Source organism: Sphingobium sp. TomMM35A, assembly GCF_054771735.1.
Map to the genome: position 1 here is coordinate 1,949,883 of NZ_BSRC01000001.1, position 13,348 is coordinate 1,963,230.

General features: G+C 64.4%; 14 protein-coding genes and 1 pseudogene. 9 read left to right on the plus strand and 6 right to left on the minus strand.

Annotated elements, in window-relative coordinates; all coding sequences use genetic code 11:
* On the minus strand, nucleotides 1-918 hold the full coding sequence (locus ACYU8T_RS09780) for an XdhC family protein (protein WP_461159299.1): 918 nt from the start codon (nucleotides 916-918) through the stop codon (nucleotides 1-3).
* A 155-nt stretch (nucleotides 919-1,073) separates the two neighbouring features.
* Nucleotides 1,074-1,748, minus strand: coding sequence for a S24 family peptidase (locus ACYU8T_RS09785; protein WP_097092363.1), 675 nt, complete (start codon nucleotides 1,746-1,748; stop codon nucleotides 1,074-1,076).
* Between the two features lie 115 nt (nucleotides 1,749-1,863).
* Here ACYU8T_RS09785 and ACYU8T_RS09790 point away from each other — a divergent pair, with 115 nt between their 5' ends.
* Together ACYU8T_RS09790 and ACYU8T_RS09795 are read left to right on the plus strand one after the other, a co-directional pair.
* Nucleotides 1,864-2,049 (plus strand): hypothetical protein, encoded by a 186-nt coding sequence (locus tag ACYU8T_RS09790; RefSeq protein WP_097092364.1) that lies wholly within the window; start codon nucleotides 1,864-1,866, stop codon nucleotides 2,047-2,049.
* Nucleotides 2,046-2,414: a hypothetical protein gene (locus tag ACYU8T_RS09795; protein ID WP_461159300.1), complete on the plus strand. Its 369-nt coding sequence runs from the start codon at nucleotides 2,046-2,048 to the stop codon at nucleotides 2,412-2,414. Before ACYU8T_RS09790 ends, ACYU8T_RS09795 begins: the two co-directional genes overlap by 4 nt.
* Nucleotides 2,415-2,424: 10 nt before the next feature.
* Here ACYU8T_RS09795 and ACYU8T_RS09800 read toward each other — a convergent pair whose 3' ends face one another.
* Together ACYU8T_RS09800 and ACYU8T_RS09805 are read right to left on the minus strand one after the other, a co-directional pair.
* Nucleotides 2,425-3,240: a hypothetical protein gene (locus ACYU8T_RS09800; protein WP_097092366.1), complete on the minus strand. Its 816-nt coding sequence runs from the start codon at nucleotides 3,238-3,240 to the stop codon at nucleotides 2,425-2,427.
* Between the two features lie 35 nt (nucleotides 3,241-3,275).
* Entirely contained in the window at nucleotides 3,276-4,505 is a 1,230-nt protein-coding gene (locus ACYU8T_RS09805) for a TIGR04063 family PEP-CTERM/XrtA system glycosyltransferase (RefSeq protein WP_461159301.1), read from the minus strand.
* A 200-nt stretch (nucleotides 4,506-4,705) separates the two neighbouring features.
* On the opposite strand from ACYU8T_RS09805, the gene ACYU8T_RS09810 reads away from it, so the two are divergent.
* The 5 genes and pseudogenes from ACYU8T_RS09810 to ACYU8T_RS09830 all read left to right on the plus strand — a co-directional run bounded on the left by ACYU8T_RS09810 (nucleotide 4,706) and on the right by ACYU8T_RS09830 (nucleotide 8,657).
* Nucleotides 4,706-6,073 carry a putative O-glycosylation ligase, exosortase A system-associated gene (locus tag ACYU8T_RS09810; protein WP_461159302.1) on the plus strand — a complete coding sequence of 456 codons (1,368 nt, stop codon included), beginning with the start codon at nucleotides 4,706-4,708 and terminating at the stop codon, nucleotides 6,071-6,073.
* Nucleotides 6,073-6,783, plus strand: a complete 711-nt coding sequence (locus tag ACYU8T_RS09815; RefSeq protein WP_461159303.1) for a hypothetical protein — start codon at nucleotides 6,073-6,075, stop codon at nucleotides 6,781-6,783. The genes ACYU8T_RS09810 and ACYU8T_RS09815 overlap by 1 nt, the downstream gene beginning before the upstream one ends.
* Before the next feature lie 73 nt (nucleotides 6,784-6,856).
* Nucleotides 6,857-6,970, plus strand: a pseudogene (locus ACYU8T_RS09820) (DNA topoisomerase IB); the annotation flags it as partial.
* A gap of 26 nt (nucleotides 6,971-6,996) precedes the next feature.
* Nucleotides 6,997-8,169 (plus strand): mechanosensitive ion channel family protein, encoded by a 1,173-nt coding sequence (locus tag ACYU8T_RS09825; protein WP_201515645.1) that lies wholly within the window; start codon nucleotides 6,997-6,999, stop codon nucleotides 8,167-8,169.
* 83 nt (nucleotides 8,170-8,252) lie between these two features.
* Entirely contained in the window at nucleotides 8,253-8,657 is a 405-nt protein-coding gene (locus ACYU8T_RS09830) for a hypothetical protein (RefSeq protein WP_461159304.1), read from the plus strand.
* Here ACYU8T_RS09830 and dgcA read toward each other — a convergent pair.
* Nucleotides 8,651-9,628 (minus strand): N-acetyl-D-Glu racemase DgcA, encoded by a 978-nt coding sequence (dgcA, locus tag ACYU8T_RS09835; RefSeq protein WP_461159305.1) that lies wholly within the window; start codon nucleotides 9,626-9,628, stop codon nucleotides 8,651-8,653. The genes ACYU8T_RS09830 and dgcA overlap by 7 nt on opposite strands.
* A 104-nt stretch (nucleotides 9,629-9,732) precedes the next feature.
* On the opposite strand from dgcA, the gene ACYU8T_RS09840 reads away from it, so the two are divergent.
* Both ACYU8T_RS09840 and ACYU8T_RS09845 read left to right on the plus strand, forming a co-directional pair.
* Nucleotides 9,733-11,019, plus strand: coding sequence for a class I SAM-dependent methyltransferase (locus ACYU8T_RS09840; RefSeq protein WP_201515648.1), 1,287 nt, complete (start codon nucleotides 9,733-9,735; stop codon nucleotides 11,017-11,019).
* A gap of 58 nt (nucleotides 11,020-11,077) precedes the next feature.
* The gene (locus tag ACYU8T_RS09845) at nucleotides 11,078-12,865 is read left to right on the plus strand and encodes an ABC transporter transmembrane domain-containing protein (RefSeq protein WP_461159306.1); all 1,788 of its coding nucleotides are present in this window, start codon (nucleotides 11,078-11,080) and stop codon (nucleotides 12,863-12,865) included.
* Nucleotides 12,866-12,889: 24 nt separating this feature from the next.
* Here the strand turns inward: ACYU8T_RS09845 and ACYU8T_RS09850 are convergent, their stop codons facing one another.
* Nucleotides 12,890-13,207, minus strand: a complete 318-nt coding sequence (locus ACYU8T_RS09850; RefSeq protein WP_461159307.1) for a PilZ domain-containing protein — start codon at nucleotides 13,205-13,207, stop codon at nucleotides 12,890-12,892.
* Nucleotides 13,208-13,348: the final 141 nt, after the last annotated feature.

A 13,348-nucleotide genomic window follows, 5' to 3' on the forward strand; every position in this document is an offset into this window, starting at 1 on the left:
TCAGCCGCGCGCGTTGAAGCCTGCGATCATGCCCGCCGCGATCGACAGGGCGATTTCAGCCGCACCCGCCGCGCCGATGTCGATGCCCGCCGGGCCATCGATCCGCCGCAGTTGATCTTCGGAAAACCCCATGGCGGAGAGCCGCTCAAGCCGCGCGGCATGGCTCTTGCGCGATCCCAGCGCCGCCACATAGCCAGTCGGCGCGCGCAAAGCCTCCGCCAGCGCGGGGTCGTCGATCTTGATATCATGGCTGAGCGTCACGACCGCCGTCGCTTCACCCGGCCTTCGCGCTGCAATGGCTTCATCGGGCCAGCGATCGTCCAACTCGACGCCCGGGAAACGCTCCTGCGTCAGGAAGCGGCCTCGGGGATCGATCACCACAGGCCTCACCCCCATGGCTTGCGCGAGCGCGCATAAGGATTGGGCAATCTGCACCGCGCCTACGATCAGCAACTGGCGCGGCGGATCGTACCGGTTCTGGAACTGACCCTCGACCACGCCCTCACGGGTGATGCCTGTGCCAAGGTCGGTGGAAAGGGTGAGCGCCCGCCCCTCATGCCGCGCCTGCGCAATCCGGTCGAAGAGCAGCGGCGCGAAAATCCCCTCGGCTACTGGCTGCACCAGCACGCTGATCTCGCCCCCGCATGGAAGCCCCACGGCCCACGCATCGCCATCGGCAACGCCATAGCGTTCGACATGCGCAGCACGCCCGGCGATGACGTCCGCGGCGCGTTGCAGCACGTCCGCTTCGACACAGCCGCCCGAAATGCTGCCTTCGAAGCGGCCATCGCCATGGACGATCATATGGCTGCCGCGCGGCCGGGGCGCAGATCCCCATGTCGATACGACCGTGGCCAGCGCCATCGGCTGGCCATGCCATTCGATCGCCTTGCGGATCACCGCGTCATTGTCGTTCAATCGGAGCCTCCTTGCGCCGTCCGCACATAGGAAGCCTTCGCCATCGCGCCAAGCTAGAGCATCGTGCGCAAAAGTGGGGACCGGGTTCGCGCTTCAAACGATGCGATAACAAAAACCAGAGCGCGCGACCTGCGTCCGATTAAACGCGGCGCGCTCTAGACCAGCCGCCGCCCGGTCCAGACGACCCTGCCAACGATGGCCACCAGCGCCGGATCGATATCCACCCAATCGGGATAATGGACATTGTCGCTGAGCACGCTGAACAATCCCCGGCGCGGCCCCATGGCGATCCGCTTCACCATCAGCACGCCATCCAGCCGCAGCACATAGACGCCGTCGCGCAGCCGCATCGCGTCATCATCATGATCGACCATGATCTCATCGCCATCATTGAGCGTGGGCGCCATCGATTCGCCGTCCACCCTGATGATCGAAACGCGCTGTGGCCGCACGCCCAGATGGCGCAACCATTTCGCGTCGAAAGCCATCACGCCGGCCGCGCGCTCGTCCTCGTCAAGCGACCCGGGGCCAGCCGAAGCGCCCAAGGAGAGGCGCGGCACCGGCACCACGGCAGGCAACGGCCGCGATTTCCGTTCCACCATGAACTCCTGCCGCGCCGGTCCGCCCAGCACGTCCTCGGAAACGCCAAAATAGCGGGCGAGAATCCGCCGGTCTTCCTCATCCAGCTTGCGCGGTGTCCCGCGCTTGATGAATTGCTGAATATAGGAGGGGTTGCGCTTCAGCCGCCGGGAGAGGTCAGAATAATTCTCCCCTCGTTCGGCGATCAGCCGTTCCAGCACTATGCGCGGATCTTCCAAATCAACGGCCATGACAGAATCCTATCGATAGGATTTTTCCTAGACAAGTAGGAAATGCAGGAACAGATAGGAAACATCCTAGAGATTCGCGGCGGGCGAATCCTGTTGCAGAGGGAGATTGAAACGCATGTTGATTCGCGCCGTAGAGAAGTTCCTGCGGGACAACGGCATTCCAGCAACCCGCTTTGGCCGGGAGAGCGTCCGCGATCCGCGGTTGGTATTCGACCTGCGCCAAGGGCGGGAGCCGGGGGAACGGATCAAGAGACGTATAGAACATTTCATGAACACATATCGCAGGAGCGCGGGCCAATGACAAGTATGGATCATCTCCGCCAGAGCCGAGGTCCGGTCGCAAACGAAGGAATGCGCCGCAGCACTGACCCGCTGCCACGGCTGCTCGCGCAACTCATCGAACGCGCAGGCGAGCCCGCCAGCATTGAGCGGGCGACCAGCCGCCCATGGGCCAGCGCCTTGTTTCAGGGACGTCGGCACGTCATCGCCCTGCGGATGACTGGGCCGGACGCGAAGGAAAGGCGGGCACGCTTCGCCTTAGGGCTGGAGGATGCCGAGTGGTCCCTGACCCGGCATTTCGTTGCCGACATCAAGATTGACGGCGGCCGCTCGGCTGCCGATCAGGAACGGATCGAGCTTTCCGCGCTCACCATCGAAGACTGGTGAGCGGCGGGGATCAGCGCGTGCGGTCTGCCATGGCCCTTAATGTGCCGAGCGCGGCCCGCAGCGCCTGATCGACGTCATCCTCGACATGATCCCGCACCGGGACGCGCTGTTCGACGGGCATGTCCGCAATGACGTCGGCCTCGAGAGCCGTCCTGCTTCCCCGCACGCGTTCGGCTAGCCCCCTTTCGAACCGGGCCGTCAACTCGGCAAGGGACGGCATCGCCGATACGGGAGCCTCCGTCCGAGTCGCTTCTACGGGAGCAGGAGGAGCAATATCCTCGAACTCGGCATAGGTGGGCTCATCGTGGCCAGCTTCTTCAAAAGAGGATAGGCCCGGCTGGATGATCGCCTGCTCTTCGACCTCAGGCACTTCCGGTTGCTCCCCGCGCGCGGGCGCGATCCGGGGGAAGATCTCCAGCCCGCCAAAGTCCCGGCTGGCGAAGATCGGCGTACGTGCAGGCGCATCGGGATGCGCGTCAGCACGGCGCGCCAGCGGGCGCGATATTCTGGACGCTCCGGTCGCCCGGCCGCGAGACAGCCAGTTCAGCTTCGGCAATGCAAAACCCATATCACTCACTCCCGTGACGCTGTGACGGCGTCGATCCTTTTTCATCGGCACTGGCGCAGCGCCCAAACATGCAACGCCTGTCGCCATCAGCGCGCCGAACCCGGCGAGCAGCAAGCGTGCCTTCAACCCCAATGGCGGCGCGGCAGCGGGCATGGCCTCGCTCAGGCCGCTGGACGCCACGATCGTCTCGACCAGCCCGGCGGGCATTGTCAGCAGGATCATGCCCACCGCGATCCCCGCCAATATGGCCGGGGTCATCGCTTGATGAGATCGTCCTACAATCAAGCTCCCACTCATGCGGCGGCACGGACATGGGCGGGCCGCTGCGCCAGCAACCGCTCATAAACCGGCTGATAGCGCAGAATATTTGACGACCAGTTACGTTCCCGCTCGACAAAGGCGCGCGCCGTTGCACGGCGATCATCCCAGAAGCCCCGATCGGCGAACATTTCCGCCAATGCAGACGCGATCGCGGCCGGATCACCAGGCGTGAACAACGTGCCGGTCACCCCATGCTCGATCAGTTCGCGATGGCCGCCAACATTGGAAGCCGCCACCAGCCGCCCCTGCGCCATCGCCTCCAGCGGCTTGAGGGGAGTCACAAGATCGGTGAGCCGCATCGCCTTGCGCGGATAGGCGAGCACATCGACCTGCGCATAATAATCCTCGACCTCGTCATGCGGCACGCGTCCGACGAAGACGATATGGTCGGCAAAGGGCGAAGCTGTCGCCTGATCCCTCAGCGCCCGTTCACAGGGTCCGCCACCGACGAGCAGCAGCTTCACCCTGGGGCGGGCGCGGACAAGCCGGGGCATGGCGGCGATCAGGTCGTCCAGCCCTTCATAATCATAGAAGCTGCCGATGAAGCCGACGACGTCCGCGCCATCCAGCCCCAGCCGGGTCGTCAGCGCCGGGTCCCGAGGCACCGGCGTCCCGAATTGCTCCATGTCCACGCCATTGGGCGAGACGATGATCTTTGCGGGATCAATCCCCCTTGCCACCAGATCGCCGCGCAGCCCCTCGCAGATGACGGCTACGGCATCGGCTGCGCGCACCGCGTGGGTTTCGAGTTGCCGAGTCAGCCAATAGCGCGGGCTTCCCTCGGTGCCGGTGCCGTTGCCGACCGCTGCATCCTCCCAGAAGGCCCGAATCTCGTAGATCATCGGAATGTCGTGCCGCTTGGCCGCGCGCTGGGCAGCCATGGCGTTCAGGACGGGGGAATGGGCGTGGATGACGTCCGGCCGCCACTGGCCGATCAGCGAATCGATCGCGTCCGCATGCGCGGCGATGTCTCGCCATTCGCGCAGCAGAGGGTTGCCCGTTGCCGGGTGGCCCGGCGTGCGATGGAAATGGAGGCCATCGACGACCTCCTCCGCTGGTCCCTTGGCGCCGTGGCGCAATCCGGTGATGCCCCGCACGTCCCAGCCCTGCGCCATTTGCGCCCGCAGGATCGCACGCGTCCGGAAGGTGTAGCCGCTATGCATCGGCAGGCTGTGATCGAGCACATGGAGTATCCGAGTCATGACGCTTCTTGTGCCGGAAAAGGTTTAACGGCCCGTCAACTCTGCCGCGCTAGGGAAAGGCCGTGGCCATGGAAGAACCCTTCGCGCGATGATTGACGCCCTTTCCCTGCTGGTCAGCCATGGCGTGATCATGCTGGCGGCCTGGCGGCTGCTGTCGCGCCCGGACCTGGATGACGAATCGCGGGCGGAGCAATCGCCCGATGCGTGATCTCTTCTTCCTCGCGTTTCTTGGCGCCTTCTTCCTGCTGGGGTTGCGGCGTCCATTCCTGCTGGTCGCCGTCTATGCCTATATCGACATCGTTTCGCCGCAGCGGCTGTCCTATTTCCTCCTGAACCGCATCCCGATCTCCGCAATCGCCTTTGCGTTGGCGGTCGGCGCTTGGCTGCTGGTTGACAAGAAAACGGACTGCCGCTTCTCCATGCGCCAGCTTCTGTTGCTGATCCTGCTGGCCTGGTGCGGCTATACGACCGCGACGGCCGACTTCCCGCTCAACGCTCACACGAAATGGGAATGGGTGTGGAAGGCGATGATCTTCGCCATCTTCCTGCCGCTCACCCTCCGCACGAGGTTGCGGCTAGAGGCACTGGCGCTGTTCATGGTGCTGTGCGCAAGCACGATCATCATCAATGGCGGCATGAAGACGGCATTGTCGGGCGGCGGCTATGGCGTGCTCAACCTGATGGTCGACAATAATAGCGGCCTTTATGAAGGCAGCATCATCAGCTGCGTTGCCATCTCGCTCATTCCGCTCATCCTGTGGCTGGCAAAGCATGGCACTATCTTTCCCCCCGACTGGCGGGTGCGCGGCTTTGCCTATGCGCTATGCTTCGCCTGCCTGCTGATGCCGATCGGGACGGAGGCTCGCACGGGCCTCGTCTGCATCGTCATCCTCGCTGGCATGATGCTGATGCGGTCGAAGCGGCGCTTTGTCTACGGCCCACTCATGGCCGTGGCAGCGCTGGCCGCCATCCCCTTCCTGCCCGCCAGCTTCACCCAGCGCATGTCCACCATCGAAAATCATCAGGGCGATGAGAGCGCCTCCACACGCCTGGCCGTGTGGAAGTGGACGTTGGACTATGTGAAGGAGCATCCGGGCGGCGGCGGCTTCGACAATTATCTCCAGAACAGCTTCACCTATTTCACGCAGGAACGGGTGATCGACAGTGGGGGATCGCGAGTCGAGCGGCGGCTCGTCACCGACAAGGGCCGAGCCTATCACAGCGCTTATTTCGAAATGCTCGGCGAGCAAGGCTATTTCGGCTTCGCGGTCTGGCTACTCATACATCTGATCTGCTTCATCCGGACCGAAGCGATCCGGCGGCGCTATCGCGGCCGAGATGGTCCAGGCGAGGCATGGATAGCGCCTTTCGCGCTGGCGCTTCAGCAGGGGCATGTCATCTACATGATCGGATCGCTGTTCGTCGGCATCGCTTACCAACCCTTCATCTTCATGATGCTATCGCTGCAAATCGGCCTCGACACCTATCTCGCGCGCAAGCAGCGGGAGACGGTGCGGAGCCCGGCCATGGCGTTGCGGCCGCTCAAGCCGGTCACAGGGGGAGTATGATGAGCGGAGAACTCCGCATTCTGGGCATGGCGCACGGCTTGCTGCTGGGCCTTGTCTTGGCCTCGCCCATGATAGGCGAGGCATTCCTGCCCTGGGGCGTTGAGGCATTGTTCATCATCGCGGCGTTCCAGCTGCGCCTGGCCGACCGGCGATGGGATACGCGCGCTGGACTGCGGGGCTGGGTCAGCCACATACGCATGGCGCCCGGACGCCTCGTCCCATGGGCGGCGACGGCGGTCGTGGCGGTTATCGCGGGTCCCGAGCAGGCGATCCTGGCCGGATCGATCCTGGCGGCGGTGCTAATGGCAGAGCTGATGCTCTATCCTGCCGGTGCCTATCTGCTTGGCCGACTGCCGCGCCCGGGAATCGCGCTGCTCATAATTCTGCTGATCATCGGCTGCGGGCTAGCCGGACAGGGCCAGCCCGCCCGGCTCGCCATGGCGTTCGCGCTGGGCGTGAGCGGCTGCGTATTCTGGATGCGCGGACCGGATGGCGAAGCGCGGGCTACTCTGCTCACGTCAGCGGCAGCTGTCGGATGCTTCGGCGCCGCCCTCTTCATTCCCGGCGCCACGATGATCGCCATGCCTGCCGCCCTGTTGGCCACGACCCTGACGCTCGCCCATCTGTCCGTCATTCGCCGTCATCCGGACCATTGGCGGCTGCGCAGCAGCGGCACGTTTCGGTGGCCGTTCCTGACCCACATGGGTTAGAGCCGGGAACGTAAAAGCGGCAAGGCGGGTTAGAGGCTCTTGAGAAGGAGCCCATGCCGCAAAGCCTCGTCCACGGGCGGGGCTTCGCTTGCCGCGCAGTACGCGCTATCTGACCCGTTACGAACGCGGTTTGATCGCCTTTCTGGAAGAGCGCGGGGCCAGCCCCTCTCTTCCTTTGGCGGCCTGACCGCTCTTCAATTTTCAGGGATCCCCATGGCCGCGAAGAAAGAGCCTGCATTCACCGAAATCACCGTTCGCCCTCCCAACCTTTCGGAAATGTGGCATGCCACGGCGAACTGGTTCGCGGTTCACTCGTTGCAGATAGTGATTGCCGTCGGGATCGGCATAGCCATCTATCTCGGCCTCGCCGCACTGCGCGGATTCGGCAAGCGCTTCCGTGGCAAGCCGGGCAGCACCCTGGCCGTATCCAACGTGGTTGGCCGCGCGATCGCCCGGACCACCCATTTCTTCATGGCTCTCGTCGCTGCCCGCTTGGTGGTCAGCTATGCCAATCCTCCGCTGATGGTGATGAAGACGGTAGGCTTCCTCTTCACCATCGCTGCGGTTTTCCAGGCGGCGATCTGGGCGCGCGAGATCATCCTGGGCCTTGTCGAACGCAAGACAGTCGGTGAAGACGCCCACGGCGAAACCCTTGCCAACGCGATGGGGCTCATCCGCGTCCTGGTAACTTTTGGCCTGTTCGCCATCGCCGCCGTGGTCGTGCTCGACAATCTAGGGGTCAACGTCACCGGGCTGGTGGCTGGCCTCGGCATCGGCGGCATCGCGATCGGCCTTGCGGCGCAGGGCATATTTTCCGACCTGTTCGCCGCGCTGTCGATCATCTTCGACAAACCCTTCCGCCGGGGCGAGGTGATTACCTATGACCAGACGACCGCGCGCGTCGAACGCATCGGCCTCAAGAGCACGCGGCTGCGCGCGATGACGGGCGAGAAGAAGGTCATTTCCAACGCCAACCTCCTGCAAAAGGAGATCACCAGCCTTCAAACGCTGGAGCAGCGCCGGGTGACCTTTTCCCTGGGCATCATCTATCAGACGCCCGATGAAAAGGCCGATGCCATCCCGGCCCTGCTTGAGGAAATCGTGACGGCCGAAGGGATGAACTTCGTCAACGCGGGCCTGGTGCGTTTCGGCGCGAGTTCGCTCGATTATGAGCTGAATTTCGACGTGCCCTACCCTGACCAGCATGATTATTTCCAGTCGCGCCATCGCATCGGCCTGGCGATCTGGAAGCGGTTCAAGGCGGAAGGCATCGAATTTGCCTATCCCACGCAGACAAGCTTCACAGCCGCGCCGGACGGACGCACGATCATGCCCTATCCCGATCCCCTGCATATCGACCATGAAGGGACCGCGCGGCTCACCTGAACCGGTTTTCGATTCGCTTCATCTTCCCCTCGCTTGCCTCGCCCCTGCCAGCGGGTCAGGCAGCGGCAAATCCGATCGGGGACATGAAGATGATTTCACGCGCTACACTCGCCGCCGCCGCTTTGGCGGCATCCTTTGCCACCGCTCCCGCCGTCCATGCCGAAGGGCTTGGAGCCGAAGCCAATTACGGCCGGGCAAACGGACATTGGGGCACTGAAATCGGCGCAGGCTATGCACTGGACGTGGCCGGGTTCAGCCTGACCCCCGGCGTGGGCGTCTATCTGCGCGATGGCGCGGCGAAGCTTTACGGCCGGGTAGAGGCGACATACACCCTGCCAGCCTTTGCGACGGTGGGCGCTGGCGTCCGCTTCAGCAGTGACAAGGCCAGGCCCTATGCTACCATCGCAATGCCGATCCTTCCCAAGCTGCGCGTGAAAGGCAATGTCGGTCCCAAATATTATACCGCGGGCCTGACGCTCGGCTACTGACCCATGCCCCAAAGGCTTCCGGGTTGCAGCAGGCCGTTCTGCAAGGACAGGCCGCCCTCCCGGTCCTTGGCCAGCAGCAGCGCTCCGTCCAGATCTGTCCAGTCCGCGCCCTGCGCCACCAGCGCGGCGGGAGCGATGCCGAGCGACGTGCCAAGCATGCAGCCCACCATGATGCGGAAACCCCGCTCCCTTGCGGCGCGGGCGAGGGCCAGCGCTTCCGTCAGGCCCCCCGCCTTGTCCAGCTTGATATTGACCGCATCGAAGTCCCCCAGGCGATCCAGGTCGGCACGCGTATGGCAGCTTTCATCGGCGCAAAGGGGCAATGGGGACTTGACGCTCGCCAGCCTGTCCTCACGCCCGTGAAAAACCGGCTGCTCCACCATTTCGACGCCAAGCGCCGCAAGCGCTTCCGCTTCAGCCGCGATGTCGAGGTCGTGCCAGCTTTCATTCGCGTCGACGATCAGGCGCGCACCCGGCGCACCGGCACGAACCGCTCCGATCCGCTCCCGGTCGCCCTCTCCGGTCAGCTTGCACTTCAGCAGGGCAAAGCCTCTGCCCGCGGCAGCACGTGCATCCTGTTCCATTTGGGCCGGGTCGTTCAGGCTGATGGTGAAAGCCGTCGGCAGCGGCGTGGGCGACTGCACGCCCGCCAACTGCCACACCGGCACGCCCGCTTGCTTGGCTTCCAGATCCCAAAGAGCGCAATCCAGCGCGTTGCGGGCAGCACCTCGGGGCATCGTCCCCAGCAGTGCCTCACGGTCGAGAGGCCCCTGATAGGCGTCGATGGCAGCGGCGCAGGCCTCGGCTGTCTCCCCTTCATAATAGATGGGCGTGCCCTCACCCCTGCCCACCTGCTCTCCATCGCCGACGGTACAGACCACGACATCGACCGAAGTCTTCGCGCCCCGACTGATGATGAAGGCGCCAGCGACTGGCCAGCGTTCGACGGTAGCGGAAATTATGCGGTTCATCGGCGTTTCCTGAGCGGCGGAACAAGGGCGGACACAAGGCTCTATGCGAAAATCGCGCAGCGCCGCATAGTCCCGCCGAATTCTAATATGAGGATGGGTGCATCGTGACCTCCCGTGAGTTGACTGGTTTTCTTTCTTTGGCCGAGCAGGAAGCCGGGACAGCGCAAAGCCGCATGTCGGACCTTGCCTGGCGCATCGGCTTCGGCGCCATCAGCTGGCCCTGGCTGCTCGCCAGCCTGTCCGGCGGCCGGAAGGCTGACAAACGCGCTCTGCTGGATGAGCTCAAGCTGCCGCATGACGCGCTCCCGCATCTCGGCAGCTGGAAAGCGGATGTCGGTTTCCTGCGGCATATCGTCCGGGAAATAGCGCGTCTGCGGCCCGCCCAGGTGGTGGAGCTGGGCGCAGGGGCGTCCACCTTGATCGCGGCAAAGGCTTTGGCGATGCATGGCGGCGGCCGCCTGACCAGCTTTGACCAGCATGGCGGCTTTGTTGACGCAACCCGGACCTGGCTTTCCGACCATGGCCTCCACGCCGATCTGCGCCACGCGCCGCTGGCATCGGAAAGCAGCGATTGGCCGGGGCGCTGGTATGCGCTGGACGATCTGCCCGAGCGCATCGACCTTCTGATCATCGACGGGCCGCCATGGTCCGTTCACCCGCTGGTGCGGGGCGCAGCGGACAGCCTGTTTGCACGGCTGTCGCCCAACGCCGTTGTCCTGCTGGATGATGCGGCCCGGCCCGGCGAACGGATCGTGGCGCAACGCTGGCGCCAGCGCTGGCCGCACATCGATTTCCGCCTGATGCATGACGGCACCAAAGGGACGCTGGTTGGCCGCAGGCGAGACATGTCGATCCCTGTCGCCAACGACAATGAAAGCGGACGCGGCTGGCAACATCTACGCCGGACCGCCGCGATCGCCGCCCTACTGGCGACTGGCTGGATCGCGAGGGGCGCGCTGGGCGAATTTCCGCAGGCGGCTCAGGCCAGTCCCTTCCTTGACGAAGCCGCCGCCTCGCACCGTGCCGGCCTGTTGCGCCAGAACATGGCGTCCCAGGTGGAGAGCGCGACCCTCAACAGCGAGGAGATACGCCGTTCGACCGGCATCATCCTACCCTCTTTCCCGCGCAGCTGGCGCGTCACTGACGTTCAGCTTTTTCCGACGCCGGACAGTCCGGCCATTGCGATATCTCTCGTGACACCGGCGGGCGAACAGCTCTCTTTCTTCGCGGACAAGGCGGAAACCCCCGCCGAAGCGCGGCCGCTGATCGCCCGGCGCGCGACCGACATCATCGCTTATTGGGAAGCGGGCGACATGGCCTACGCCCTTACCGGCCGCACCGCTGCCCGCCGCATCATGACGCTGGCGGCGGAGATCACGCCCGCCAGCTGAGCCCCCGCTCCACTGATCCTCGTTGAGGCTTGCGCCCCGGGCTGCTAAGCGCGCGCGCATGCAAGATGCGGAACAATCCATGCCGCGCGGCGGCGCGCGTTCGTCCCTTGGCAGCCTCGCCATGCTGTGGCGCTTTGCCTCGCATTATCCCGGACGGATCGCGGCCGCGCTCGCCGCGCTCATCGTTTCTTCCGCCGCCACGCTCGCCATCCCCAGCGGCTTCCGCCTGGTCATCGACCGCGGCTTCATGGGCGGTGGCGATATCAGCCGGTGGTTTCAATATCTGCTGCTGATCGTGCTCATCCTGGCGCTTGCCACGGCGGCGCGCTTCTACTTCGTATCCTGGCTTGGCGAGCGTGTGGTCGCCGACATCCGGTCGGCCACCCAGGCCAATCTCCTGCGCCTGGAACCGCGCTTTTTCGAAGAGAACCGCCCGTCGGAGATCGCGTCACGCATGACGGCCGACACCGCCATCATCGACCAGATCGTCGGCTCCACCGTGTCCGTCGCCTTGCGCAATCTGGTCACGGGGATCGGCGGCCTCATCTACCTGTTCGCGCTTGCGCCCAAGCTGGCAGGGCTACTGGTGCTCGGCATACCCATCATCCTCGTCGTGATGATCAGCCTCGGCCGCCGCGTCCGCCTGCTCTCCCGCGCAAGCCAGGACAGGCTTGCCGCCGTCGGCAGCGTCACCGCCGAAGTGCTGGGAGCCATGAAGATCGTTCAGGCATTCGGGCAGGAATCGCGCGAATCCGCGCGCTTCGACGCAACCGTCGAAGCCGGGTTTGCGACGGCCCGTCGCCGCATCCTTCTTCGCGCCGCCATGACCGCCGTGGTCATCGCGCTGGTCTTTGGGTCGATCACTGCGGTGATGTGGCAGGGCGCGCTGGACGTCGCTGCGGGCCGTCTGTCAGGAGGCAGCATCGCAGCCTTCGTTCTGACTGGCGGCCTTGTGGCAGGCGCATTCGGGGCGCTTTCCGAAACTTGGGGCGACCTGCTGCGAGGCGCGGGCGCTGCAAGCCGCCTGCATGAGTTGATGACGGCGAAGCCCGACATCGTCGCGCCCGCCTCACCCGGGCAAATCCCGCAGCTTCCAACGGGCGCCAACCTCCAATTCGATGATGTGCATTTCAGCTACCCGACCCGGCCTGACGAGGCGGCCCTGCACGGCATATCGATCGACATCGCGGCGGGTGAGACGGTTGCGATCGTCGGACCGTCAGGGGCCGGCAAATCGACGCTGATCCAACTCGCCCTCCGCTTCTATGATCCTGATGCGGGCGAAATCCGGTTGAACGGCATTCGTCTGCCCGAAGCAGATCCGGCAGCCGTTCGCGACATGATGGCGATGGTGCCACAGGACAGCGTGATCTTCGCTGCCTCCGCCAGGGACAATATCCGCTTTGGCCGATGGGATGCGTCGGACGACGAGATCTGGAACGCCGCGCGCGCCGCGAATGCGGAGACTTTTCTGCGCGCGCTGCCGCAAGGGCTTGATACATTTTTGGGCGAAGGGGGTGCTCGTCTGTCCGGAGGTCAAAGGCAGCGGCTTTCGATCGCTCGCGCCCTGCTGAGGGATGCGCCTATCCTGTTGCTGGACGAGGCGACATCAGCTCTGGACGCGGAGTCGGAGCGGCTGGTGCAGGACGCCTTGACGCGTTTGATGTCGGGCCGGACGACGATCGTCATCGCCCATCGTTTGGCGACGGTGCGTGCTGCGGATCGTATCATCGTGCTTGATGGAGGCCGGGTCGTCGAGCAGGGCAATCATGCCGCACTCATGTCGGAAAAGGGCTTGTACGCGCGGCTGGCGAGCCTTCAGTTTCAAGATGGAGCGCCGGCCTGAAGGCTTCCACCACTCGCCGCTCGACTAGTCGCTGATCCGCACGATGTGATCGAGGATGGCGGGGTGGAGCGGCCGTTCGAACTGGCAACCTGCTTCGTGGCCACGCGTCCAGAGGACATGGGCACGGCGCCCTTCGAAACCCGGTAGCATCACCCAGAGGCAATCGCCCGCAGCAAGCTTCATGAAGCTCTGCAACCGGAAACCGCTGACGGAGAGATCGGCGACGCGGCTTTTGAACCAGGTTTCACCCGGCCGCCTCACCTTCACCGGCACGTGGACATAGCGCCGCTCCGATAGGCGGCTGCCGTTTGCGTTCGGCTCAATGTGAATTTCTGCGCCCATGGTCAGATGCGTCCCTTGCGGCGCATTGTCGCTGATTGCAGTTAAGAAGTCTTGAAGATGAGCGGGCAAAAAAAGAAGGGCCGCCGAAGCGACCCTTGATCAATTGCCAAAAGCTGATTGCGTCACCCCAGCCCGCGCCCG